We start from the raw sequence: 21,949 nt of genomic DNA, 5'->3' as shown, positions 1-21,949 counted from the left end.
TATTTTTCGGCGGGAACCTTAAGACTTACAAGACGTTATCCCAATCAGGCAATCATGCCAGAAGAGGGATTCCGTCCGATGGCAACCAAGGCAAAAAAGCCCAGGGGCAAGTCAGCCCAACCGAAGGCGCCGCAATCTACGGCCGGGGCCGGCCCGGCGGTCGCCCAGCGCTCCAAGGATACAAAGGCCTTCGGCAAGGCGTCGCCGAAAAAAGTCGTGCCAGGTAGCGCGTCGAAAGCGGCCGCCAAGCCCGCCCACGCGAAGAAGCCGGCCGCCAGCGGCGGCTCGAAGGTTCGCGCCGCAGCCAATGTTGCCGCCGGAGCGGTGGTGGCCACGGCGCGCGGCGTGGCGTCTCTTGCCGCCTCCGTGGTCGGCAGGGGCGGACCCAAGGCGAAAGCAAAGTAGGGACGCGCTTCCCCAAGGGCCGGAGGTTCAGCTCCGCGCCGGAATGGTCAGGCCCTTCTGCACCGCTGGCCGCGCCAGGCCGCGCTCGAGCCACGCTGCCAGATTGGCGAAATCATCGAAGCCGACCAGATCGCGCGCCTCGTAAAAGCCGATCAGGTTGCGCACCCAGCCGAGCAGCGAGATGTCGGCGATGGTGTAGTCATTGTCCATGATCCACTTGCGGCCCTTCAGCCTGACGTCGAGGACGCCGAGCAGGCGACGCGATTCGTCGCGGTAACGCTCCAGCGGCCGCTTGTCGGAGATTTCTCGGCCGGCGAATTTGTGGAAGAAACCGACCTGGCCGAACATCGGCCCGATGGCCGCCATCTGGAAGAAGACCCATTGGATCGTCTCGTAGCGGCGCGCTGCATCCGCTGGGATGAGCAGGCCGGTCTTTTCAGCGAGGTAGAGCAGGATCGCACCGGATTCGAATAGGCCGATCGGCTTGCCGTCCGGGCCATTGGGATCGATGATCGCCGGAATCTTGCCGTTGGGATTGAGCGACAGGAATTCAGGCGTCCAGCTCTCGTTCTTGCCGATGTTGATCAGGTGCGGCTCATAGGGCAGGCCGAGTTCCTCCAGCGCGATCGATATCTTCACTCCGTTCGGCGTCGTTGCCGAATAGAGCTGGATCTGGTCCGGATGCTTGGCCGGCCAACGGGTTGCGATCGGAAAGGCGGACAAGTCGGCCATCGAGAACTCCTGAGGGGGATTTGCGCCAAGCGGCGCGATGTCGGCGGGGTCGGCCAAGAATTAGGGCTGCGGCGCGGCCGGATCAATATGCGGCGACGCTTCACCATGCACGGACAGTCAATCGATCCGAACCGCCCGGGACGGTGGTAACCGCCCGGGGCAGGTAGTGACCGCCCGGGGCAGGGACCGCCCTGGGCAGGTAGTGACCGCCCGGGGCACGTAGTAACGGCCCGGGGCAGGTAGTGACCGCCCGGATTAGATGGCCTTGAAGGCCAGCACCGCATTGGTGCCGCCGAAGGCAAAGCCGTTGCTGATGGCGGCGCGCACCTTGCGCTCGCGCGCGACATTCGGCGTCACGTCGAGATCGCAGTCGGGATCGGCCTCGCGGTAATTCGCCGTCGGCGGCACGACGCCTTCGCGGATCGCCATGACGCAGGCGATCATCTCCAGCCCGCCCGAGGCGCCGAGGCAATGCGCGTGCATCGACTTGGTCGAGGACACGGAGAGCGCCCGCGCATGATCGCCGAAGACGCGCTTGATCGCGAGGGTTTCGATCTGGTCGTTGGCCCTGGTGCCTGTGCCGTGCGCGTTGAGGTAGTCGACATCCTCGGGATTGAGCCCGGCATCGGCCAGGCAGAATCGCATGGCGGCTTCCGGCCCCTCGACGGTCGGCGCGACGATATCGGAGGCATCGGCCGAAAGGCCCGCGCCGGCGATCTCGGCCAAAATGGTGGCGCCGCGCGCCATCGCGTGTTCGTAGCTTTCCAGAACCGCCATGCCGGCGCCTTCGCCCAGCACCAGCCCCTGGCGGTCGGCCGAGAACGGCCTGCACGTGTCGGGCGAAAGCACACGCAGCGCCTCCCAGCCCTTCAGCACGCCCCACACCAGCGGCGCATCGGTGCCGCCGGCCACCATGACGTCGGCGCGGCCGAGCCTGATCTGGTCAACCGCCGAGGCGATGGCATGATTGGCCGACGAACAGGCCGAAGTGACGCCGAACACCGGTCCGCGCAAACCCAGATGCATGCTGATCTGGCCGGCGGCGGCGCCCGGCATGACCCTGGGGACGGTGAAGATGCCGGCGCGATTCTTGCCCTCGATCAGGATGGCGCGATAGTTCTCCTCGACCGTCTCGAACCCGCAGACGCCAACGCCGACGATGGTGCCCATCCGATAGGTATTGGCCGCATGCGGGATCAATCCGGACTGCCGCATGGCTTCTTTCGCCGCGATCACCGCCAAGAGGCTGAAGCGATCCATCGACACCAGTTGCTTGCGCTCTATGCCGTGATCCGGCAGCGCTTTGATCTCGCAGCCGGTCTTGACCTTCAGGTCGTGCAGGAAGGGATTGTCGATCGGGCCGATCGCCGACCGGCCGGCCCGCATCTCGGCCCAGATTGCCTGCGCATCGGTGCCCAATCCGCACAGCCCGCCGATTCCGGTAATGACGACACGCTTCAGCATTCGGTCAGGCTTTTTTCGCGATCAGCGCGCGAACGGCCTCGACCATGTCGCCGACATTCTTCAGATTGCTCCAGGCATCGACCGTGTTCATCTCGATCTCGATGCCATATTGCTCCTCAAGGTCGAAGATGATCTCGGTCAGCTCCAGCGAATGGATGCCGAGCGCCGTCAATTCGGTCGTGGTGGTGATTTCCTCGCCGCCCGGCTCGGCATGGGCCTTGATCTTCTCGATGATGTCCGTTGCCAGCTGGTCAGCCATTCGGTTTCTTCCCCACTTGTCGTTTCCGACGCTGAACAGCGCCTTCTTGTCCTCGATATCAGGTCGCGATCTTCGCCTTCTACCCCCGCCAAGCGTTGCCTGACCGTACCAAGGTGGTCCCCTCTATAGAAACGGAAACGTCATCAAGCAACAAGCTATATGTCGACAAAAGCGCCACAGTGCTTAACCTGACGGCGTGGATACGATCGAAAATACGAAGTTCTCAGGTCAACCGGCTCAGCGCGCGGCGGGCAAGGCGCAGCTTGGTTGCGCCAGCATCGACGGACGCACGCGGCTGCGGCGCCTCTATCAGGACGGCTCCGCCAAGATAAGGCTGCCGGCCGTTCCAGCCGGCCCGCTGGAGGCCGTCCTGATCAACACCGCCGGCGGGCTGACCGGCGGCGACCGCCTCGGTTGGGATGTCAATGTCGGCGCGGATGCCAGTGCCGCGATAACGACCCAGGCCTGCGAAAAAGTCTATCGCGCCGCGTCGGATCATGCCGAAGTGCGGGTCAAGCTGACCGTTGGTGCGAACGGCAGCATCGCCTGGCTGCCGCAGGAAACCATCGTCTTCGACCGCGCCGCCTTTGCCCGTACGTTAGACGTCGAACTTACCGCAGGGGCCGAGGCGCTGGTGCTGGAAGCCACTGTCTTCGGCCGCCTGGCCATGGGCGAACGTGCCGCACAGGGCACTTTTCGCGACCGCTGGCGTGTTCGCAGGGAAGGAACCCTCATCCATGCCGAGGATTTCCGCATCGGACCTGATATCGCCGACACCCTGGCCCGTCCGGCGATATCAGGTGGCGCGATCGCCGTGGCTACGCTGCTGCTGGTGTCGCCGCGCGCGGAAGCCTTGCTCGACCCGGTTCGGGAGATCATTGGCGACCGGGGTGGCGCCAGCGTCTGGACCGTGAAGACATCTGGCAAGCTTCTTGCGAGGCTTTACGCCGGGGACAGCTACCACCTGCGTCAGCGGCTGGTCCCGCTCGTCGAATTGCTCAACGGAAGGGCGGGGTTGCCCAAATTATGGTCACTGTGACTGTGTCCGCATCATTTCAGGAAGACGCATGAACCTGACGCCAAGGGAAAAGGACAAGCTGCTGATCGCCATGGCGGCGATCGTGGCGCGCAAGCGGCTCGAGCGCGGCGTCAAGCTCAACCATCCGGAAGCCATCGCGCTGATCACCGATTTCGTCGTCGAAGGCGCCCGCGATGGCCGCCCGGTCGCCGAGCTGATGGAGGCCGGCGCCCATGTCGTCAACCGCGCGCAGGTGATGGAAGGCATCGCCGAAATGATCCATGACGTGCAGGTGGAAGCGACATTCCCCGACGGCACCAAGCTGGTGACCGTGCACAAACCGATCCGGTGAGGAGAGAGAAAAATGCTGGAGCTGCGCCCGAACTGCGAATGCTGCGACAAGGATCTGCCGCCCGAAGCGAAGGATGCGCTGATCTGCACCTTCGAGTGCACCTTCTGTGCGGGCTGTGTCGAAAACGTGCTTGGCGGCGTCTGCCCGAACTGCGGCGGCGATTTTACCGCCCGGCCGATCCGTCCCGCCGCGATGCTGAAGAAATATCCGGCTTCGACCAAGCGCGTGCTCAAGGCCGAGGGCTGCGGCTCCCGCAAGGCCGCCTGACACCGCATAACGAAAGGCAAAATAAAATGGTTCCTGTCAAACGCCTGTGCCTCTCGGCGATCCTGCTCGTCGCGGCAGCCATGCCTGCCTACGCCCATGTCGGCATCGGCACGACATCTTCATTCATGGCCGGCTTCACGCATCCACTGTCGGGCCTCGACCATATGACGGTGATGCTCGCTGTCGGCCTGTGGGCGGCCCTCAAGGGCGGCAAGGCAATCTGGGCCTGGCCGGCGGCGTTCGTCGGCGTCATGCTGGCCGGCGGCGCATTTGGCATGCTGCACGTGCCGCTGCCCTTCGTTGAGCCGGGCATACTGGCCTCTGTCGTGGCGCTTGGGCTGCTGGTGGCGCTGGCGGTCGATCTCCCCGTTTCGGCCGGTGTCGCCATCATCGGCCTGTTCGCGCTGTTTCACGGCCATGCCCATGGCACGGAAGTGCCGGAAAATGCCGGCGGCCTCGAATATATGGCCGGCTTTGCCGTTGCCACCGTGCTGCTTCATGCAATCGGCATCGCCGCTGGTCTGAGCCTCGGCCTCAGGTTCCGCGGTGTGGCCCGTATCGCGGGTGCCGCCTGCGCGGCGATCGGCGTCGGCCTCGCCTTCGGCGTTGTGTGAGGTCCCATGATCCCCGGCGAAATCATTCCCGCCCAAGGCGACATCGAACTCAACAAGGGTTTGCCGACCGTCATCCTGAAAGTGGCCAACGGCGGCGACCGGCCGGTCCAGGTCGGCAGCCACTACCATTTCTACGAAACCAATGAGGCGCTGAAATTCGACCGCGCGCGCGCGCGCGGCATGCGCCTCGACATCGCAGCCGGCACCGCCACGCGCTTCGAACCGGGGCAGGAACGCGACGTCACGCTGGTGCCGCTCGGCGGCAAGCGCGAGGTCTATGGATTCCAGCAGAAGGTGATGGGCAAGCTGTGAGGGTGTCTCATGCGTGGCGCGCAAGGCCGGCGAGCGGCTTCAGGGCAGGCATGAACGCAAGCACTGCGCGCCGCTCAGCCCGACGGCTTGGCAGCCGCATAGATGACGATCTTTCCGGGATCATCGAACTCCACGGCGAGCACATCATCGGCAAGCACACGCCGCGACTCGATGGCATTGTAAAGCAGGGCGTTGGCCTCGATCTCCTTGCGCAGTTCCGCGACATCGTCCTGATGCTGCCTAACCTTGTTCTCGATGGCCGGCGGCGGGCCGCCCTCGCTGCGCGCCGCGTCGGTCAGGAACACGATATCGACCTTGTCGAGCTTGGACGTCTTGCGCACCGTGCTGATGTTTTCGCGCGTGCGGTCGATCGCCGAATTGACCTTTCCGATCTCGGCGGTCGTCTTGGCCTCTTCCTGGTTGACTTGCGAGCCGACGATCCGGTCGACAGTTTCCGGGCTTTGAAGGCCCTGCGCGTTCAGCGCGGCGTGGGGAACGCTCGCCGCGAGAAACGCAGCCGCGGCAACGGCGTGCAGCCAACGGGCATCGGGCAAGGTGGTGTCGGTCATCGTCCACTTTCGCGGTTTGTTTCGACGCTCAGGAAACGAAACGACTCCGGCCCTGCCACGGTTCCCGTCACGATTCGGCGGGCGGACCGGATACCGGCCCGCCACGCCGGGTCCTTAACTCGCTTTCTTGGTGATCAGGGTCAGCGCGCCATTCGGCTCCATGCTGGCCGCGACCACCTGAGCCGAGGTCATTCCCTTGGCCTGGAGAGCGGATTTCACCTTGGGGGTGGCGTCGATCGAACTGCGCAGTTTCTGCAGGCCGGCGTCGCCACGCTGCGCGATCACCTGGTTGACCTGCGTCTGCGTGTCCTTCGGCAACTCGCTGATGTCGACGACGTTGACGCTCTGGATCGCTGGCGCGGCCTGCTGACCGCCAGGGGCGGCTGGAGCCGGCGCGGTCGGAGCGGGCTGTTGCGCGGGCTGCTGCTGGGCACTGGCGGCACCAGCCAGCATCAGGCTGGCGGCGGTTGCAAGAACTATCGTTTTGCGCATGGATTTTCCTTCCATCGATTTGGCAAACGGTCGCTTTGGGGTGGCGTCCTAACCTCAACCGCCAAATGGGATCAGAAGGTGTCGCCCAGCGGGTCATTGCGTGACCATTGGATGGCGACAATGTGCAGACGGGCTTCGATCATACCGCATTTCGGGAGCAATCGCTGATGGCCAGACTAACCCGTGCCGCCTACGCCCAGATGTACGGCCCGACCGTTGGCGACAGAGTGCGGCTTGCCGACACCGAGCTGATCATCGAGGTCGAGAAGGATTTCACCATTCATGGCGAGGAGGTGAAATTCGGCGGCGGCAAGGTCATTCGCGACGGCATGGGCCAGAGCCAGGTTTCCCGTGCCCAGGGCGCGGTCGACACCGTCATCACCAACGCGCTGGTGATCGATGCCAGTGCCGGCATCTTCAAGGCCGATATCGGCCTCAGGGATGGCCGTATCGCCGCAATAGGCAAGGCCGGCAATCCTGATACGCAGGATGGCGTCACTATCATCATCGGTCCCGGCACCGAAATCATCGCCGGCGAGGGCAAGATACTCACCGCCGGCGGCTTCGACGCGCATATCCACTTCATCTGCCCACAGCAGATCGAGGAAGCGCTGATGTCGGGCATCACCACCATGCTCGGCGGCGGCACCGGCCCGGCGCATGGCACGCTGGCCACCACCTGCACGCCGGGGCCATGGCACATGGCGCGCATGATCCAGTCCTTCGACGCTTTTCCGATGAATATCGGCCTGTCGGGCAAAGGCAACGCCTCGCTGCCCGCCGCACTCGAGGAAATGGTGCTGGGCGGCGCTTGCTCGCTCAAACTGCACGAGGACTGGGGCACGACGCCGGCCGCGATCGACTGCTGCCTGTCGGTCGCCGACGACTACGACGTGCAGGTGATGATCCACACCGACACGCTCAACGAGAGCGGCTTTGTCGAGAACACGGTGGCGGCGATCAAGGGCCGCACCATCCATGCCTTCCACACCGAAGGTGCGGGTGGTGGCCATGCGCCTGACATCATCAAGGTCTGCGGCCTTCCCAACGTCATCCCGTCCTCGACCAACCCGACGCGGCCCTACACCGTCAACACGCTGGCCGAGCATCTCGACATGCTGATGGTCTGCCATCATCTGTCGCCGTCGATCCCCGAGGACATCGCCTTCGCCGAGAGCCGCATCCGCAAGGAAACCATCGCGGCGGAGGACATCCTGCACGACATCGGCGCCTTCTCGATCATCTCGTCCGACAGCCAGGCCATGGGCCGCGTCGGCGAGGTGGCGATCCGGACCTGGCAGACCGCCGACAAGATGAAGCGCCAGCGCGGGTCACTGCCGCAGGAGACCGGCGACAACGACAATTTCCGCGTCCGTCGCTATATCGCCAAATACACCATCAACCCGGCCATCGCCCACGGCCTCTCGAAGGAGATCGGCTCGATCGCGGTCGGCAAACGCGCCGACCTGGTGCTGTGGAACCCGGCCTTCTTCGGCGTCAAGCCGGACATGGTGCTGATCGGCGGCATGATCGCCGCCGCCCCGATGGGCGACCCCAACGCCTCGATCCCGACGCCGCAGCCGATGCACTACCGGCCGATGTTCGGTGCCTATGGCAAAGCCCGGACCAATTCGTCGGTGACCTTCGTTTCGAAGGCCGCGCTCGAATCAGGTTTGCACGGCAGGCTTGGCGTCGACAAGCAGTTCGTCGCCGTCGAAAACACGCGCGGCGGCATCGGCAAGCACTCGATGGTGCTCAACGACGCCACGCCGCATATCGAGGTTGATCCGGAAACCTACGAAGTCCGCGCCGATGGCGAGTTGCTGACCTGCGAACCGGCGACGGTGCTGCCGATGGCACAACGGTATTTTCTGTTTTGAGCCTCACCGGTGCCCGCGCCAAGAAGCCGTTTAAACGCGGCGCGCTTTAGGGCATTATGCGCATATGAACAGGATTGACCGTCTCAGGGCCATGACACCCTATGAAACAGACTACGCCCAGTGGTGCGCCGAGCAGGGTGCGTTGCTGCGCGAGGGTCGTCTCTCCGATCTCGACCGCGAGAACCTTGCCGAGGAGATAGAAAGCTTGGGGAGAAGTGACCGGAGAGAAATTCGCAGCCGGATGCGGGTGTTGATTGCACACCTCCTGAAATGGGAATTCCAGCCGGGCCACAGATGCCACAGCTGGCAATCGTCGATTTCCGAGCAGCGTGTCTGGGTCGAAGGTATCCTCAAGGATAGTCCGAGTCTTCGTCGCTATCCGGCTCAAATCTTCGATCAGTCCTACAAAGACGCGTTGCCCATTGCCATTCAGGAAACCGGCCTGCGGAAATCGCAATTTCCAAGTGAGCCACCGTTCAATGCCAAGCAGGCGCTCGATGGGAGATTTTGGCCTGGCGGCCCCCTTTCGATGGGTGATTTCCTGCGAGACTAGCTGCCTCTTTTTCCCACCAGCGTTTCTTCCAAGATCCATGGCCACCGAAATAGCCTCCGCCCACGACATCTTCCCGCATATCCGCATCGTCATGGGCATGGTGATCGGACTTGGCGTCGCCCGCCTGCTGTCGGGGGTGGCGCGCATCGTCCAGCATCCTGGCCAGTACCGTCTCTATCCCGTGCATCTGGCCTGGGTCGCCTCGGTGCTGTTGATGCTGGTGCATTTCTGGTGGTGGGAGTTCGACCTCTACGCCATCGAGACGTGGACCTTTGGCAAATACCTTTTCATCATTTTCTACGCCATCACGCTGTTCCTGCTGTGCGCGCTGCTGTTTCCGGATTCGATGCTGGACTACACCAGCTACGAGGATTTCTTCTATTCGCGCCGCGCCTGGTTCTTTGGACTACTGGCGGGGACCTATCTGCTGGACGTCATCGACACCCTGTTGAAAGGTCCGGAGCATTTCGCCCGCTTCGGCAACGAATATCTGTTCCGCACGCCGGTCTTCGTCGCGCTCTGCATCGCCGCGATCCTGGTGCGCGACCGCCGCTTCCACATCGCCTTCGTCGCGGCCGCGCTCATCTACCAGATATCGTTCATCCTGCGGCTCTTCGACACGATCGTATGACACCTCCCGATGATCTAGTGTTCCGGGGAAAGGCAGGTTCAACGATGTACAAGGCCGTCGGATCGCGCGGATCCCGGGTCAGCCGCGCCCTCTGGATGCTCGAGGAGCTCGGGGAGCCTTATGAGTTCGTCGAGGTCAAGCTCCGCTCGCCGGAAGCCTATGCGCTCAACCCGTCGGGCAAGGTGCCAATCCTCATCGATGGTGAGCTGACGGTGACGGATTCGGCGGCGATCTGCGTCTATCTGGCGGAGAAGCACGCCGACAAAGGCATGGGCGCCAATCTCGGCCTCGCCGGCCGTGCCGAGATGGATTCCTGGATGCATTTTGCCCAGTCGGAGTTCGAAGCGCCGCTGTGGAACAAGCTGCGCCATCGTTTCCTCTTGCCGAAAGAGATTCGGGTCGATGTCGGTCCTGCCGCGGCCTATGACTTCGCCACGGAGGTCAAGGCGCTGGACCGCCGGCTCGGCGACCGGCTGTTCGCGCTGGGCGACCGGTTCTCGGCTGTCGACGTGCTGCTCGGCGACATGGGCGGCTGGGCGCGTGCCGGCCGGTTCCCGATCGACTCCGACCGCGTCAACGCCTATTTCGACCGCGTGTTGTCGCGGCCTGCCCGTGCGCGGGCGCAAGCTAACGGAGGCTCCATGAAATGAAGCTCAACCTCAACACCGACTTCACCAAATTCCCGCGCGCCGTCTCGGTGCTGCCTGCGGGCAGTGTTGGAGCCACCGCGCCATCCGGCCGTGCGGTTCTCGCCCATGACGAGCGGCATCTGCGCCGCCGCGCCGTCGAACTTGCCGACGGCAGCAAGGTGCTGGTCGACCTGCCCGAGCCTGTTGCCCTCAACGACGGCGACAGGCTGGTGCTGGAGGACGGCCGCCATATCGAGATCGTCGCGGCGCCCGAGGAGGTCTATGACATCCGCGCCCGCGACGCCGTGCATCTGACCGAACTCGCCTGGCATATCGGCAACCGCCATCTCGCCGCCGGCATCGAGGCGCACCGCATCCTCATCCTGCGCGACCACGTCATCAAGGCGATGCTGGAGGGGCTCGGCGCCACGGTGCGCGATGTCTCGGAACCGTTCAAGCCGGTCCGCGGCGCCTATTCCGGCGGGCATGGCCACGCCCACGCCGAGGCGCACAGCCATGGCCACGGCGAATCCCATTCGCACAGCCACGCGCATTCGCATCACGATCATCATCATGACTGACCAGCCCTGCGGCATCGCCCTGCTGCGGCTGATGGCATGGCTGTCGCCGGCCTTTCCGGTCGGCGGCTTTGCCTATAGCCATGGCCTTGAGAGGGCGGTGCATGATGGCTTGGTGACCGATGCCGCTGGCCTTGCCGGCTGGCTGGAGACGCTGGTCGAGATGGGTTCGGGCTGGAACGATGCCGTGCTGTTCGCCGAGAGCTGGCGCCGCGCCCGCGAAGGCGGCGATCTGGCCGAAGTCGCAGCACTGGCCGAGGCGTTGGCCGGCTCGCGCGAACGCCACACCGAGACCATGCTGCAAGGTGCGGCCTTTCTTAAGGCCGCCGCCGCCTGGCCCAATCCAGTGCTGGAGCGCTTGCCGGCCGAATGCGCCTATTGCGTCGCTGTCGGCACTGTCGCCGGCGGCAACGGCATTGCGCTGCAGGACGCGCTGTCCGCCTTCCTGCAAGCCTTCTTCTCCAACCTCGTCCAGGCCGCGATCCGGCTCGGCGTCATCGGCCAGAACGAGGCCACGACGCTGCTGGCAGGGTTCGAGCCGCTGGCGCTCTCGACCGCTGCCCGCGCGTCCCGCTCGATACCGGACGATCTCGGCGGCTGCGCCTTCATCTCCGACATCGTGGCGATGAAGCACGAAACCCAGTACTCACGACTGTTCCGCTCATGATCCTCCTCGCCTTCGTCCTCTCATTCGTCCTGCTGCTGATCACGGCACTGCATGTCTATTGGGGCATCGGCGGCATCTGGCCGGGTAGGGATGCGGCGTCCTGCGCCCACGCCGTGGTCGGATTTCGGGGCGTCGACGAAATGCCGACGCCGTTAGCCAGTTTCGCCGTTGCCGCTTGCCTTGGCCTGGCAACGCTGTGGCCGCTGGCGCTCATCGGGTTCTTTGCCTCGCCGTTTCCAAGGGAGGGGCTTGCCGCCACGTCGATGCTGATCGGTCTGGTGTTCCTGGGGCGCGGTATCGCCGGTTTCACGCCCTGGTGGCGCCGGCTGGCACCGCAACAGCCTTTCGCGCGGCTCGATACCAGTCTCTATTCGCCGCTGTGCCTGCTGATCGGGCTCGGCTTCGCGGTTCTTGCCATTATGGAGTTTCCGACATGACACAAGCGAACGGTCCTCTTCGTATAGGCATTGGCGGCCCCGTCGGTTCCGGCAAGACGACGCTCACCGAAAAACTCTGCAAGGCGCTGCGCGACGAGTTTTCCATCGCCGTCGTCACCAACGACATCTACACCAGGGAAGACGCCATGATGCTGGCCCGGCTGCAGGCGCTGCCGGAGGACCGTATCGTCGGCGTCGAGACCGGCGGCTGCCCGCACACCGCCATTCGCGAAGACGCCTCGATCAATTTGCAGGCTATCGCCGAGCTGAACCGCAAATTTCCCGATCTCGACATCATCTTCATCGAATCCGGCGGCGACAACCTGGCCGCCACCTTCTCACCGGACCTTGCCGACCTGACGCTCTATGTCATCTCGGTTTGCCAGGGCGAAGAGATTCCGAGAAAGGGCGGCCCGGCGATCACGCGTTCCGATTTCCTCATCATCAACAAGAGCGACCTGGCGCCCTATGTGAACGTCAATCTCGACGTCATGGAGAACGACGCCGGCCGCATGCGCGGCAAGCGGCCGTTCGGCTTCACCGATCTTTCGCGCGGCAAGGGCCTGCAGGAGGTGATCGATTTCATCGTCGAGCACGGCGGATTGCGGACTGTGGGCGCCGCAAGCACGGCGGCATAGCTGGCGGTCTGCACCAAGCGAAAGCGGTTGCGGGCACCAGCGGAGCGCGGCATTCTTGCCGAAACCGGAGGAATTCTAGGATGAGCATTGCCCGCCTGCAGAAGGAAACGCTGACCAACCTGCCCTTCTACGAAGAGCGCGTCGATCTTGCCTGCGCCTTCCGTTGGACGGCGCGGCTCAACATGCATGAGGCGGTGGCCAACCATTTCTCGCTGGCCGTCAACGACGACGGCACCAGGTTTCTGATGAACCCGAACCAGGTGCATTTCTCGCGCATCAAGGCGAGTGACCTGATCGAGATCGACGCCAACGACCCCGGCACGCTTTCAGGGCCGAATGCACCCGACCCGACGGCATGGGGGCTGCACGGAGCCGTCCATCGCAACGTACCGCACGCGCGCTGCGTCATGCATGTCCATTCAATCCACGCCACCGTGCTGGCCTCGCTTGCCGACTCGACGCTGCCGCCGATCGACCAGAATTCGGCGATGTTCTTCAACCGTCACGTCGTCGACGCGCATTATGGCGGGCTGGCCTTCGAGGAAGAGGGTGAACGCTGCTCGCAGCTTCTCGCCGACCCCAAGGTCAAGGTAATGGTGATGGGCAACCATGGCGTGCTGGTTATCGGCGACACCGTCGCCGATGCTTTCAACCGCATGTTCTATTTCGAGCGCGCCGCCGAGACCTACATCAAGGCGCTGTGGACCGGCCGGCCGCTGCGCACGCTCTCCGACGCGATTGCCGAGAAGGCGGCGAGCGAGATGGACGATTATCCAGGCCAGGCCGAACGCCATCTTGCCGAGTTGAAGGCGATCCTCGACGAGCAGGAGCCGGTGTACCGGAACTGAGGGCTACAGTCCGAGCTGAGCCCGCAATTCCGCGGCGCTGTTGATGACGACCGCGCCGGGCGGTCCTTCCATCGGCTTTTCAGGCCAGAAGATGGTCTTCATTCCCGCCGCCAGCCCCGCCATGGCGCCCGGCCAGCTGTCGTCGACCGCGACGGCGTGCGCGGGATCGACGTCCGCCAGATAGGCGGCGCGCAGGAAAGGCTCGGCGTGCGGCTTGCCTTCGCGCACGTCGTTGCGGCTGATCGTCTTCATGCCGGGGTAAGTCAGCCCCACCATGTGCAGGTTGGCGTCGACGATCATCCGGTCCGAATTGGAGACCACCGCCTGCTGCACGCCGAGCGCGCGCAGTTCGTTGAAGACCTCGATCGCGCCTGGGCGCGGCTTCAGCGCCTCGACCAGCGGCAGGTAATGCTCATATTTGTGAACGATCCATTCGTCGAAGGGCAGTTGCAGCCCGAACTCGTCGCGCATCATTTCGTAGACCGGCCAGGCGGCGACGCCCAGCACGCGCTCATGCAGATCGTCAGGCGGCGTGAGGCCGGCATTGCGCATCGCTGCAATGAGGGCTGCCTCGTGCAGCGGTTCGCTGTCGACCAGCGTGCCGTCCATGTCCCAGAAAACCGCCTTCGGTGTCATGCAGCGCTCCTTTTTGCGATCCCTTAAAGGGTTTGCGCCGGGAGATAAACCTTTGGCGGCCATAGAACATGCCTTCTGATGAAAACGGAACCCACCGCGCTTTCTCCTGCCGGATGATAGTGAAGAAAACTCCGCTGTATCGGTGTAAGCATTTGCTCCTGAGATTGACAATTGCGCAGGCGGTCATTCCCTGCGAAACTGATATGACCGCCTGATGATCGGCGGTTTCGGGAGGCAGGACGTGAATACCCGGCAGGATGGCGGCACCAACAGGCTGGACGACGCGGCGCGCGCCGGCTGGCTCTACTATGTTGCCGGCAACACACAGGACCAGATCGCCGCCACGCTTGGCATATCGAGGCAGACGGCGCAGCGGCTGGTGTCGCTGGCGGTATCGGAAGGCCTGATCAAGGTCCGCGTCGATCATCCGATCGCCAACTGCCTGGACCTTGCCGCGCGGCTGAAATCGCGCTTCGCGCTCGACCTTGTCGAGGTGGTGCCGAGTGACCCCAGTTCATCCTCCACGACCATCGGCATCGCCGAAGCGGCGGCCGCCGAGATCGAGCGGCGCCTTCGGTCGCCGACACCGCTCGTCATGGGCATCGGCACCGGACGCACGCTGAAGGCGGCGATCGAACAATTGCCGCCGATGGAATGCCCGCAGCACAAGGTGGTGTCCTTGACCGGCAACATCTCGCCGGATGGTTCGGCTGCCTTCTACAACGTCATCTTCACCATGGCCGACAGGGTCAAGGCGCGGTCCTTCCCGATGCCGCTGCCGGTCATCGCCTCCTCGCCGCAGGAGCGCGAGATGCTGCTCAACCAGCCGATGATCCAGCCGACGCTGGCACTTGCCGCCGAGGCCGATGTCACCTTCATCGGCATTGGCGATCTCGGCCCGAAGGCGCCGCTCTACGAGGATGGCTTCATTTCCGAAAGCGAACTGAAAGCCCTGCAGAAGGCCGGCGGCGTCGCCGAAATCGTCGGCTGGGTGTTCGATCGCGAGGGCCGCATGATCGAGGGCATCACCAATGACCGGGTGTCGTCGGCGGCGCTGCCGTCGCGTGAGAAGTCGCTGGTCATTGCGCTTGCCATGGGCGAGCGCAAGCTGCCGGGTATCATGGCGGCCGTGAATCGCCGACTGGTCAATGGCCTCATCACCGACGAGCGGACGGCGGCCGCCCTGCTGGCCGGCCTCTGACTCCTGCGATAAAGCCAGCAAGGCTATTGGTGCCGGCCGAAAGGGTCGTTGCCGTCGAGAAAACCGAGGTCGCGCAGCAGATGCGGCGACAGGTCCCTGATATCAAGATGTGCCTTTTTTCTGGTCGCGAACCAGCCGAACCCGTCCACAAGCCACGAAATCCAGCGATGATCGGGAGCGGGAGTGCATTTTTGCTGCGCCATGGTCATGATCGTCAACCTTCGTTATCCTGAACCCGAATGACGGGTTGAGCATCAATGTCGGCCTTGCCGGCCGCCTTTGCCAATCGAACGTCGATAACGACCCATAAGGACGCCTTATGCCTGACCTCAGCGCGCCACAGGTTTCGCAACTCCCGCCGCTGCAGGCGATCCGGGTGTTCGAGGCGGTGGCGCGGCACCTTTCCTTCACCAAGGCCGCTGGTGAACTCGCCATGACGCAAGCGGCGGTCAGCTATCAGATCAAGGTGCTGGAAGAGCGCGTCGGCGCGCCGCTGTTCCTGCGCCGGCCGCGACAGATCGAACTCACGGAAGCCGGCCAACGCCTGGCGCCGGCCGTCAGCGAGGCCTTCGCCATTCTTAGCCAGGCCTATGCCGCCGCGCGCGGCGGCGCGGACGGGCTGCTATGTGTCACCACCGTGCTGACCTTTGCCTCCAACTGGCTGGCGCACCACCTCGGCGCGTTCCAGATCGCGCACCCGTCGCTTGCCGTGCGGCTCGAGACGTCGAGCCGGCTGACGGATTTCGCCCGCGAGGATGTCGACCTTGCCATCCGTTCGGGCGGCGGCAAATGGCCGGGGCTGGAAGCCCACAAGCTGCTCGATGCCGATTTCACGCCGATGCTGAGCCCGAAGCTCGCGGCGAGCATCGGCGGCATCAATGAACCGGCCGATCTGCTCAAGCTGCCGATCCTCGATCCCAGCGACATCTGGTGGACGCAATGGTTCGAGGCCGCCGGCGTGCATAGCCATGACCTTGCCAAGCGTCCCGGCAGCAGCATGGGCGCGCAGGCCTATGAAGCCAACGCGGCCATATCGGGCCATGGGGTGGCGATCCTGACCCGGGCGCTGTTCAAGGCCGAACTCGCGGACGGCCGGCTGATCCAGCCTTTCGACCTGGTTGGCGACGACGGGCACGCCTACTGGCTGGTCTACCCCGAGGCGCGCCGCAACGTGCCCAAGATCCGCGCCTTCCGCGACTGGCTGCTGGCCGAGATCGCCTGCTGACCGGCAGACCGGACAAGAAAACCACATCTCGTTCGAGAGGCTTTTGGTCCCGTCGCCCGCATTCCAGGTGGCGGCAATTCGAGCACTGTCGCCAACCCTCCGTCGCCATTGGCTGGGTCGCGTGCTGCGCTGCAGCATCGAATCCGGCTTGACATAATTCACACCAAGTGAGTAATTGCTCACAGCCAAGGCAAATGCTCATCTTGGTTTATGGGAGGAATTTGATGAAACTTCGCACGCTCACCCTGGGCTTGTTGTCCGCCAGCGCGCTTGCGTTCGCCGCACACGCCGAATCCATCACCATCGCCACAGTCAACAATGGCGATATGGTCCGCATGCAGAAGCTGACCGACGACTTCACCAAGGCCAACCCCGATATTCAGCTCAACTGGGTCACGCTCGAAGAGAACGTGCTGCGCGAGCGCGTCACCACCGACATCGCCACCAAGGGCGGCCAGTATGACGTGATGACCATCGGCACCTACGAGGTTCCGATCTGGGCCAAGCAGAGCTGGCTCTTGCCGCTCGACAAGCTCGGCGACGACTACGACGCCAAGGATATCATCCCGGCCATCGCCGGCGGCCTCTCGGTCGACGGCAAGCTCTATGCCGCGCCCTTCTACGGCGAAAGCTCCTTCGTCATGTACCGCAAGGACCTGATGGAGAAGGCCGGCCTCAAGATGCCCGACGCGCCGACCTGGGACTTCATCAAGCAGGCCGCCGACAAGATGACCGATCGCGCCAGTGGCGTGAACGGCGTCTGCCTGCGCGGCAAGGCCGGCTGGGGCGAGAACATGGCCTTCCTGACCGCCATGTCGAACTCATTCGGCGCCCGCTGGTTCGACGAGAACTGGAAGCCGCAGTTCGATCAGCCCGAGTGGAAGAAGACGCTGCAGTTCTATGTCGACCTGATGAAGGCCGACGGTCCCGAGGGCGCCTCGTCCAACGGCTTCAACGAGAACCTGGCGCTCTTCCAGCAGGGCAAGTGCGGCATGTGGATCGACGCCACCGTGGCGGCGTCCTTCGTCTCCGACCCGAAGAACTCGACCGTCGCCGACAAGGTCGGCTACGCCCTGGCACCCGATAACGGCCTGGGCAAGCGCGGCAACTGGCTATGGGCGTGGTCGCTCGCGATCCCGGCCGGCACGCAGAAGGCCGACGCCGCCGAGAAGTTCGTCTCCTGGGCGACCAGCAAGCACTATGCGGAGCTCGTCGCGTCGAAGGAAGGCTGGGCCAACGTACCTCCGGGCACGCGCTCCTCGCTCTATGCCAATCCCGAGTACCAGAAGGCGGCTCCGTTCGCCAAGATGACGCTGGACTCCATCAACGCCGCCGACCCGACGCATCCGACCGTCAAGCCGGTGCCCTATGTCGGCGTACAGTTCGTCGCCATCCCCGAATTCCAGGGCCTTGGCACCACTGTCGGCCAGCTCTTCTCGGCGGCTCTTGCCGGTCAGTCGAGCGTCGACGATGCGCTGAAGCAGGCCCAGGACGCCGCGACCGCGGCGATGACCGAGGGCGGCTATATCAAGTAAGGCTCCTCCCGGTGCCGAATGCCGGCCGACGACCATGACCGGCAACGGCCGCCCGAAACCCAGTTCGGGCGGCCGCCTTCAACGCCTCTGATAATTCAGTTTGATCCTTGAAGGGTGACCGTCATGGCTACTCAGCAGACCCGTTCGCTTGCCCGATTCATGATGGCGCCCTCCGTGGTGCTGCTGCTGGTCTGGATGGTTGTTCCGCTCGCTCTCACGCTGTGGTTCTCCTTCCAGCAGTACAATCCGCTTAATCCGATGCGCGATGGCTTCGTCGGCCTCTCGAATTACGCGCTGTTCTATTCCAACCCGGCTTTCCTGCAGTCGATCCTCAACACGCTTGTCCTGGTGGTCAGCGTGCTGCTGATCACGGTGATCGGCGGCATCCTGCTGGCGCTGCTCATCGATCAGCCGATGTGGGGCCAGGGGATCGTGCGCATTCTCGTCATCTCGCCGTTCTTCGTCATGCCGCCGGTGGCGGCGCTGGTGTGGAAGAACATGATTATGCACCCGCAATATGGCGTCTTCGCCGACATAGCCCGCTTTTTCGGGGCGCAACCGATCGACTGGTTCGGGCAGCATCCGATGACGGCGATCATCATCATCGTCGCCTGGCAGTGGCTGCCTTTCGCGACATTGATCCTCCTGACCTCGCTGCAGTCGCTCGACGGCGAGCAGAAGGAGGCCGCCGAGATGGATGGCGCCGGCTTCGTCAGCCGCTTCATCTATCTGACGCTGCCGCACATGTCGCGGGCGATCACCGTGGTCATCCTGATCCAGACGATCTTCCTGCTTTCCGTCTATGCCGAGATACTGGTCACCACCAATGGCGGCCCGGGCTATGCCTCCACCAACCTGCCTTTCCTTGTCTACCAGAAGGCGTTGCTGGAGTTCAAAATCGGCCAGGCATCCGCGGGCGGTGTGATCGCCGTCATTCTCGCCAACATCGTCGCCTTCTTCGCCATGCGCGCCGTCGGCAAGAACCTGGACAAGTAAGGGAGGTCAAGATGGCACGTGCGCTGAACCACCCCCACTCCGTCCCGCTGCGCGGGACACCTCTCCCCCTGCCCGGGGGAGAGGAAATGCCTGCATCGAAGCTGCGCCCTTCCTCTACCCCGTCGATCGGGGGAGAGGTGGTTTGCGCAGCAAACCGGAGTGGGGGTCGACCCTGCCGCCACCATCGCCGATACGGGAGAACCTGATCATGGCACGCGCAGTCACCACCCAGCACAAGACAATCGCGACCGTCGCCGCCTGGATCGTCGCCCTGCTGATCTTCTTCCCGATCCTCTATACGATTATCACCTCGTTCAAGTCGGAGCAGGAAGCAATCCAGGGCTTCAACCTGATCCCATCGGGGACCTTCGAAAGCTACGCCGAGGTCCAGGCGCAGAGCGGCTATTTCAAGTTCTTCCTGAACTCGGTGCTGCTCTCCGTCGGCTCGACGATCCTGGCGCTGCTGGTCGCCATTCCGGCGGCTTGGTCGATGGCGTTTTCGCCGACCAAGCGGACCAAGGACATCCTGATGTGGATGCTGTCCACCAAGATGATGCCGGCGGTCGCCGTGCTGTTCCCGATCTACCTGATCTTCCGCAATCTCGGCCTGCTGGACTCGCGCATCGGCCTGATGGTCATGCTGATGCTGATCAACCTGCCGATCGTGGTGTGGATGCTCTACACCTACTTCCGCGAGATCCCCGGCGAGATCCTGGAAGCGGCCCGCATGGACGGCGCGTCGCTGTGGAACGAGATCATCTACGTGCTGACGCCGATGGCGGTGCCGGGCATCGCCTCGACCATGCTGCTCAACATCATCCTGGCCTGGAACGAGGCATTCTGGACCATCCGGCTGACCACCACGGACGCTGCTCCGCTGACCGCCTTCATCAGCTCCTTCTCCAGCCCGCAAGGCTTGTTCTGGGCCAAGCTTTCAGCGGCCTCGACGCTGGCCATCGCGCCGATCCTGATCATGGGCTGGTTCAGCCAGAAGCAGCTGGTGCGCGGCCTGACCTTTGGTGCGGTGAAGTAACGGAAATTGCCTGAAGCAACCGGCGAAAAATAGCTCTCGGGGAGGAAACCATGGGAAACATCACGCTCAAGAACGTCTCCAAATCGTTTGGATCGACGTCCATCATCCCCGGTCTCGACCTGGTGATCGAGAATGGCGAGTTCGTCGTCTTCGTCGGCCCGTCGGGCTGCGGCAAGTCGACATTGCTGCGGCTGATCGCCGGCCTCGAGGACACCAGCGGCGGCACCATCAACATCGATGGCCGTGACGTCACCGGCGAGGCGCCGGCCAAGCGCAAGCTCGCCATGGTGTTCCAGTCCTATGCGCTCTACCCGCACATGACGGTTGCCAAGAACATCGCCTTCCCGCTGAAGATGGCGGGCGAGGACCAGGCGACCATCGACAGGAAGGTGAAGGACGCGGCGCGCGTGCTGAACCTCACCAACTATCTCGAACGCCGTCCCGGCCAGCTCTCCGGCGGCCAGCGCCAGCGCGTCGCCATCGGCCGCGCCATCGTGCGCCAGCCCTCGGCCTTCCTGTTCGACGAACCGCTGTCCAACCTCGACGCGGCACTGCGCGGCACCATGCGGCTCGAAATCAGCGAGCTGCACCACCAGCTCAAGACGACGATGATCTACGTCACCCACGACCAGGTCGAGGCCATGACCATGGCTGACAAGATCGTCGTCTTGAACGCCGGCAACATCGAGCAGGTCGGCTCGCCGATGGAGCTCTACAAGACGCCGCGCAACCTGTTCGTCGCCGGCTTCATCGGCTCGCCGAAGATGAACCTGATCGAGGGTGCGCCGGCTGACAAATACCGCGCCAAGACGATCGGCATCCGGCCCGAACATATGCAGATCTCGACCACGGCGGGCGACTGGAAGGCGACGGTCGGCGTTGCCGAGCATCTGGGCTCCGACACGTTCCTGCATGTCCAGGCCGATGGCGTCGGACCGCTGACGGTGCGCGCCGACGGCGAACTGGCCGTACATCATGGCGACACGATCTACCTTACACCCGACAAGGCCAAGCTGCATCGCTTCGGCGCTGACGGCAAGGCGATGGCCCAGTGAGGATGGGGCAGTGAGGCTGAAGGGCAAATCGGCGCTGATCACCGGGTCGGCGCGCGGCATCGGCAGAGCCTTCGCCGAAGCCTATGTGCGCGAAGGCGCCACGGTGGCGATTGCCGATATCAACCTTGACGCCGCCGAGAAAACGGCCGCCGCGATCGGCGACAACGCCTATGCCGTCAAGCTTGATGTCACCGACCAAGTGTCCATCGATGCCGCGGTCAAAGCGGTGGAGGACAAGACCGGCGGCCTCGACATCCTGATCAACAACGCCGCTCTGTTCGACCTGGCGCCGATCGTGGAGATCTCTCGGGCGAGCTACGAAAAGCTTTTCTCCGTCAATGTCGCCGGCACGCTGTTCATGCTGCAGGCAGCAAGCCGGTCGATGATCGCACGGGGGAAGGGCGGCAGGATCATCAACATGGCGAGCCAGGCCGGGCGTCGCGGCGAGCCGCTGGTCGCGGTCTACTGCGCCACCAAAGCCGCGGTCATCTCGCTGACCCAGTCGGCCGGGCTCGACCTGATCAAGCACCGCATCAACGTCAACGGCATCGCGCCCGGCGTCGTCGACAGCGACATGTGGGACGAGGTCGATGCCTTGTTCGCCAAATACGAGAACCGGCCGAAAGGCGAAAAGAAACGGCTGGTCGGCGAAGGCGTGCCGTATGGCCGCATGGGCAAGCCGGAAGACCTCGCAGGCATGGCCGTGTTTCTCGCCAGTGACGAGGCCGAATACATCGTCGCCCAGACCTACAACGTCGATGGCGGCCAATGGATGAGTTGAAAAGGACCAGTTGAGGGGGAAGGCGCTTCTCTCTTTTCCTCCGGAGAAGGCGCCTCGGGGGCGGATGAGGGGCAGCATACTGGAAAACCAGCTGCGGCCCCTCATCCTCGCCCTCCCGAAGGAGGCGAAACAGTCGGGCTGC

29 protein-coding genes are annotated in these 21,949 nt (G+C 63.8%); 22 read left to right on the top strand and 7 right to left on the bottom strand.

Going from position 1 to position 21,949, the window contains the following annotated elements:
- The first annotated feature begins 78 nt into the window (after nt 1-78).
- A complete protein-coding gene (locus O7B34_RS05300; protein ID WP_337142268.1) occupies nt 79-405 on the top strand; it encodes a hypothetical protein in 327 nt (108 codons plus the stop codon).
- A gap of 27 nt (nt 406-432) precedes the next feature.
- On the opposite strand, the gene O7B34_RS05295 is transcribed toward O7B34_RS05300, so the two are convergent.
- From O7B34_RS05295 to O7B34_RS05285, 3 genes are all read right to left on the bottom strand, one after another.
- Nucleotides 433-1,137 carry a glutathione S-transferase family protein gene (locus tag O7B34_RS05295; RefSeq protein WP_337145142.1) on the bottom strand — a complete coding sequence of 235 codons (705 nt, stop codon included), beginning with the start codon at nt 1,135-1,137 and terminating at the stop codon, nt 433-435.
- Between the two features lie 255 nt (nt 1,138-1,392).
- Nucleotides 1,393-2,601: a beta-ketoacyl-[acyl-carrier-protein] synthase family protein gene (locus O7B34_RS05290; RefSeq protein ID WP_337145141.1), complete on the bottom strand. Its 1,209-nt coding sequence runs from the start codon at nt 2,599-2,601 to the stop codon at nt 1,393-1,395.
- Nucleotides 2,602-2,605: 4 nt separating this feature from the next.
- Nucleotides 2,606-2,860, bottom strand: coding sequence for an acyl carrier protein (locus O7B34_RS05285; RefSeq protein ID WP_027145432.1), 255 nt, complete (start codon nt 2,858-2,860; stop codon nt 2,606-2,608).
- Nucleotides 2,861-3,056: 196 nt separating this feature from the next.
- On the opposite strand from O7B34_RS05285, the gene O7B34_RS05280 reads away from it, so the two are divergent.
- Genes O7B34_RS05280 through O7B34_RS05260 form a run of 5 tightly spaced genes read left to right on the top strand, consistent with a single transcriptional unit; the run spans nt 3,057 to nt 5,423 of the window.
- Nucleotides 3,057-3,899 carry an urease accessory protein UreD gene (locus O7B34_RS05280; RefSeq protein WP_337145140.1) on the top strand — a complete coding sequence of 281 codons (843 nt, stop codon included), beginning with the start codon at nt 3,057-3,059 and terminating at the stop codon, nt 3,897-3,899.
- A gap of 28 nt (nt 3,900-3,927) precedes the next feature.
- Complete coding sequence (locus O7B34_RS05275; protein WP_337145139.1) at nt 3,928-4,230, top strand: urease subunit gamma; 303 nt, start codon at nt 3,928-3,930, stop codon at nt 4,228-4,230.
- A 12-nt stretch (nt 4,231-4,242) separates the two neighbouring features.
- Complete coding sequence (locus O7B34_RS05270) at nt 4,243-4,497, top strand: DUF1272 domain-containing protein (RefSeq protein ID WP_140715396.1); 255 nt, start codon at nt 4,243-4,245, stop codon at nt 4,495-4,497.
- Between the two features lie 26 nt (nt 4,498-4,523).
- A complete protein-coding gene (locus O7B34_RS05265) occupies nt 4,524-5,111 on the top strand; it encodes a HupE/UreJ family protein (protein WP_337145138.1) in 588 nt (195 codons plus the stop codon).
- A gap of 6 nt (nt 5,112-5,117) precedes the next feature.
- Complete coding sequence (locus O7B34_RS05260; protein ID WP_140508243.1) at nt 5,118-5,423, top strand: urease subunit beta; 306 nt, start codon at nt 5,118-5,120, stop codon at nt 5,421-5,423.
- A gap of 74 nt (nt 5,424-5,497) precedes the next feature.
- On the opposite strand, the gene O7B34_RS05255 is transcribed toward O7B34_RS05260, so the two are convergent.
- The gene (locus O7B34_RS05255; RefSeq protein WP_337145137.1) at nt 5,498-5,992 is read right to left on the bottom strand and encodes a hypothetical protein; all 495 of its coding nucleotides are present in this window, start codon (nt 5,990-5,992) and stop codon (nt 5,498-5,500) included.
- A gap of 114 nt (nt 5,993-6,106) precedes the next feature.
- A complete protein-coding gene (locus O7B34_RS05250; protein WP_337145136.1) occupies nt 6,107-6,484 on the bottom strand; it encodes a hypothetical protein in 378 nt (125 codons plus the stop codon).
- A gap of 167 nt (nt 6,485-6,651) precedes the next feature.
- Between O7B34_RS05250 and ureC the strand changes: the two genes are divergently transcribed.
- From ureC to O7B34_RS05205, 9 genes are all read left to right on the top strand, one after another.
- Nucleotides 6,652-8,364 (top strand): urease subunit alpha, encoded by a 1,713-nt coding sequence (ureC, locus tag O7B34_RS05245; protein WP_442920936.1) that lies wholly within the window; start codon nt 6,652-6,654, stop codon nt 8,362-8,364.
- A 64-nt stretch (nt 8,365-8,428) separates the two neighbouring features.
- A complete protein-coding gene (locus tag O7B34_RS05240) occupies nt 8,429-8,917 on the top strand; it encodes a DUF29 domain-containing protein (RefSeq protein WP_337145135.1) in 489 nt (162 codons plus the stop codon).
- Between the two features lie 37 nt (nt 8,918-8,954).
- Nucleotides 8,955-9,548: a hypothetical protein gene (locus O7B34_RS05235; RefSeq protein WP_337142252.1), complete on the top strand. Its 594-nt coding sequence runs from the start codon at nt 8,955-8,957 to the stop codon at nt 9,546-9,548.
- A gap of 44 nt (nt 9,549-9,592) precedes the next feature.
- A complete protein-coding gene (locus tag O7B34_RS05230; RefSeq protein WP_337145134.1) occupies nt 9,593-10,198 on the top strand; it encodes a glutathione S-transferase family protein in 606 nt (201 codons plus the stop codon).
- A complete protein-coding gene (locus O7B34_RS05225; RefSeq protein ID WP_337145133.1) occupies nt 10,195-10,758 on the top strand; it encodes an urease accessory protein UreE in 564 nt (187 codons plus the stop codon). The genes O7B34_RS05230 and O7B34_RS05225 overlap by 4 nt, the downstream gene beginning before the upstream one ends.
- Nucleotides 10,751-11,422, top strand: a complete 672-nt coding sequence (locus O7B34_RS05220; RefSeq protein ID WP_337145132.1) for an urease accessory protein UreF — start codon at nt 10,751-10,753, stop codon at nt 11,420-11,422. Before O7B34_RS05225 ends, O7B34_RS05220 begins: the two co-directional genes overlap by 8 nt.
- Nucleotides 11,419-11,859 carry a DUF3995 domain-containing protein gene (locus O7B34_RS05215; RefSeq protein ID WP_337145131.1) on the top strand — a complete coding sequence of 147 codons (441 nt, stop codon included), beginning with the start codon at nt 11,419-11,421 and terminating at the stop codon, nt 11,857-11,859. Before O7B34_RS05220 ends, O7B34_RS05215 begins: the two co-directional genes overlap by 4 nt.
- Nucleotides 11,856-12,497 (top strand): urease accessory protein UreG, encoded by a 642-nt coding sequence (gene ureG, locus O7B34_RS05210; RefSeq protein WP_337145130.1) that lies wholly within the window; start codon nt 11,856-11,858, stop codon nt 12,495-12,497. The genes O7B34_RS05215 and ureG overlap by 4 nt, the downstream gene beginning before the upstream one ends.
- 80 nt (nt 12,498-12,577) lie before the next feature.
- Nucleotides 12,578-13,345 carry a class II aldolase and adducin N-terminal domain-containing protein gene (locus tag O7B34_RS05205; protein ID WP_337145129.1) on the top strand — a complete coding sequence of 256 codons (768 nt, stop codon included), beginning with the start codon at nt 12,578-12,580 and terminating at the stop codon, nt 13,343-13,345.
- Between the two features lie 3 nt (nt 13,346-13,348).
- Here O7B34_RS05205 and O7B34_RS05200 read toward each other — a convergent pair whose 3' ends face one another.
- Complete coding sequence (locus tag O7B34_RS05200; protein ID WP_337145128.1) at nt 13,349-13,981, bottom strand: HAD family hydrolase; 633 nt, start codon at nt 13,979-13,981, stop codon at nt 13,349-13,351.
- 241 nt (nt 13,982-14,222) lie between these two features.
- On the opposite strand from O7B34_RS05200, the gene O7B34_RS05195 reads away from it, so the two are divergent.
- Nucleotides 14,223-15,182: a sugar-binding transcriptional regulator gene (locus O7B34_RS05195; RefSeq protein WP_337145127.1), complete on the top strand. Its 960-nt coding sequence runs from the start codon at nt 14,223-14,225 to the stop codon at nt 15,180-15,182.
- A gap of 23 nt (nt 15,183-15,205) precedes the next feature.
- Here O7B34_RS05195 and O7B34_RS05190 read toward each other — a convergent pair whose 3' ends face one another.
- Entirely contained in the window at nt 15,206-15,391 is a 186-nt protein-coding gene (locus O7B34_RS05190; protein ID WP_027145414.1) for a hypothetical protein, read from the bottom strand.
- A 110-nt stretch (nt 15,392-15,501) separates the two neighbouring features.
- Here O7B34_RS05190 and gcvA point away from each other — a divergent pair, with 110 nt between their 5' ends.
- The 6 genes from gcvA (at nt 15,502) to O7B34_RS05160 (ending at nt 21,807) form a co-directional block, all read left to right on the top strand.
- Nucleotides 15,502-16,407, top strand: a complete 906-nt coding sequence (gcvA, locus tag O7B34_RS05185) for a transcriptional regulator GcvA (RefSeq protein WP_337145126.1) — start codon at nt 15,502-15,504, stop codon at nt 16,405-16,407.
- A gap of 224 nt (nt 16,408-16,631) precedes the next feature.
- A complete protein-coding gene (locus O7B34_RS05180) occupies nt 16,632-17,942 on the top strand; it encodes an ABC transporter substrate-binding protein (RefSeq protein WP_027145412.1) in 1,311 nt (436 codons plus the stop codon).
- Between the two features lie 123 nt (nt 17,943-18,065).
- Nucleotides 18,066-18,938, top strand: a complete 873-nt coding sequence (locus O7B34_RS05175; RefSeq protein WP_337145125.1) for a carbohydrate ABC transporter permease — start codon at nt 18,066-18,068, stop codon at nt 18,936-18,938.
- A 208-nt stretch (nt 18,939-19,146) separates the two neighbouring features.
- Nucleotides 19,147-19,971: a carbohydrate ABC transporter permease gene (locus O7B34_RS05170; RefSeq protein WP_027145410.1), complete on the top strand. Its 825-nt coding sequence runs from the start codon at nt 19,147-19,149 to the stop codon at nt 19,969-19,971.
- Between the two features lie 50 nt (nt 19,972-20,021).
- Entirely contained in the window at nt 20,022-21,026 is a 1,005-nt protein-coding gene (locus O7B34_RS05165; protein ID WP_027145409.1) for an ABC transporter ATP-binding protein, read from the top strand.
- A gap of 10 nt (nt 21,027-21,036) precedes the next feature.
- Nucleotides 21,037-21,807 carry an L-iditol 2-dehydrogenase gene (locus O7B34_RS05160; RefSeq protein WP_337145124.1) on the top strand — a complete coding sequence of 257 codons (771 nt, stop codon included), beginning with the start codon at nt 21,037-21,039 and terminating at the stop codon, nt 21,805-21,807.
- The last annotated feature ends 142 nt before the right edge of the window (nt 21,808-21,949 follow it).

The organism is Mesorhizobium sp. Cs1299R1N3, from assembly GCF_037179625.1.
Classification (GTDB): domain Bacteria; phylum Pseudomonadota; class Alphaproteobacteria; order Rhizobiales; family Rhizobiaceae; genus Mesorhizobium; species Mesorhizobium salmacidum.
Note: the sequence above shows the minus strand (reverse complement) of the source record. Positions and strands in the feature narration are given on the sequence as shown.

Excerpts from the sequence above, each read along its gene's own strand:
- O7B34_RS05200 (WP_337145128.1), bottom strand. The coding sequence starts at position 13,981 with ATGACACCGAAGGCGGTTTTCTGGGACATGGACGGCACGCTGGTCGAC.
- O7B34_RS05300 (WP_337142268.1), top strand. The coding sequence starts at position 79 with ATGGCAACCAAGGCAAAAAAGCCCAGGGGCAAGTCAGCCCAACCGAAG.
- O7B34_RS05270 (WP_140715396.1), top strand. The coding sequence starts at position 4,243 with ATGCTGGAGCTGCGCCCGAACTGCGAATGCTGCGACAAGGATCTGCCG.
- O7B34_RS05250 (WP_337145136.1), bottom strand. The coding sequence starts at position 6,484 with ATGCGCAAAACGATAGTTCTTGCAACCGCCGCCAGCCTGATGCTGGCT.
- O7B34_RS05230 (WP_337145134.1), top strand. The coding sequence starts at position 9,593 with ATGTACAAGGCCGTCGGATCGCGCGGATCCCGGGTCAGCCGCGCCCTC.
- O7B34_RS05205 (WP_337145129.1), top strand. The coding sequence starts at position 12,578 with ATGAGCATTGCCCGCCTGCAGAAGGAAACGCTGACCAACCTGCCCTTC.
- O7B34_RS05215 (WP_337145131.1), top strand. The coding sequence starts at position 11,419 with ATGATCCTCCTCGCCTTCGTCCTCTCATTCGTCCTGCTGCTGATCACG.
- O7B34_RS05290 (WP_337145141.1), bottom strand. The coding sequence starts at position 2,601 with ATGCTGAAGCGTGTCGTCATTACCGGAATCGGCGGGCTGTGCGGATTG.
- O7B34_RS05165 (WP_027145409.1), top strand. The coding sequence starts at position 20,022 with ATGGGAAACATCACGCTCAAGAACGTCTCCAAATCGTTTGGATCGACG.
- O7B34_RS05190 (WP_027145414.1), bottom strand. The coding sequence starts at position 15,391 with ATGACCATGGCGCAGCAAAAATGCACTCCCGCTCCCGATCATCGCTGG.
- O7B34_RS05295 (WP_337145142.1), bottom strand. The coding sequence starts at position 1,137 with ATGGCCGACTTGTCCGCCTTTCCGATCGCAACCCGTTGGCCGGCCAAG.
- O7B34_RS05175 (WP_337145125.1), top strand. The coding sequence starts at position 18,066 with ATGGCTACTCAGCAGACCCGTTCGCTTGCCCGATTCATGATGGCGCCC.
- O7B34_RS05285 (WP_027145432.1), bottom strand. The coding sequence starts at position 2,860 with ATGGCTGACCAGCTGGCAACGGACATCATCGAGAAGATCAAGGCCCAT.
- O7B34_RS05260 (WP_140508243.1), top strand. The coding sequence starts at position 5,118 with ATGATCCCCGGCGAAATCATTCCCGCCCAAGGCGACATCGAACTCAAC.
- ureC (WP_442920936.1), top strand. The coding sequence starts at position 6,652 with ATGGCCAGACTAACCCGTGCCGCCTACGCCCAGATGTACGGCCCGACC.
- O7B34_RS05180 (WP_027145412.1), top strand. The coding sequence starts at position 16,632 with ATGAAACTTCGCACGCTCACCCTGGGCTTGTTGTCCGCCAGCGCGCTT.
- O7B34_RS05220 (WP_337145132.1), top strand. The coding sequence starts at position 10,751 with ATGACTGACCAGCCCTGCGGCATCGCCCTGCTGCGGCTGATGGCATGG.
- O7B34_RS05275 (WP_337145139.1), top strand. The coding sequence starts at position 3,928 with ATGAACCTGACGCCAAGGGAAAAGGACAAGCTGCTGATCGCCATGGCG.
- gcvA (WP_337145126.1), top strand. The coding sequence starts at position 15,502 with ATGCCTGACCTCAGCGCGCCACAGGTTTCGCAACTCCCGCCGCTGCAG.
- O7B34_RS05225 (WP_337145133.1), top strand. The coding sequence starts at position 10,195 with ATGAAGCTCAACCTCAACACCGACTTCACCAAATTCCCGCGCGCCGTC.
- O7B34_RS05235 (WP_337142252.1), top strand. The coding sequence starts at position 8,955 with ATGGCCACCGAAATAGCCTCCGCCCACGACATCTTCCCGCATATCCGC.
- O7B34_RS05265 (WP_337145138.1), top strand. The coding sequence starts at position 4,524 with ATGGTTCCTGTCAAACGCCTGTGCCTCTCGGCGATCCTGCTCGTCGCG.
- ureG (WP_337145130.1), top strand. The coding sequence starts at position 11,856 with ATGACACAAGCGAACGGTCCTCTTCGTATAGGCATTGGCGGCCCCGTC.
- O7B34_RS05170 (WP_027145410.1), top strand. The coding sequence starts at position 19,147 with ATGGCACGCGCAGTCACCACCCAGCACAAGACAATCGCGACCGTCGCC.
- O7B34_RS05255 (WP_337145137.1), bottom strand. The coding sequence starts at position 5,992 with ATGACCGACACCACCTTGCCCGATGCCCGTTGGCTGCACGCCGTTGCC.
- O7B34_RS05240 (WP_337145135.1), top strand. The coding sequence starts at position 8,429 with ATGAACAGGATTGACCGTCTCAGGGCCATGACACCCTATGAAACAGAC.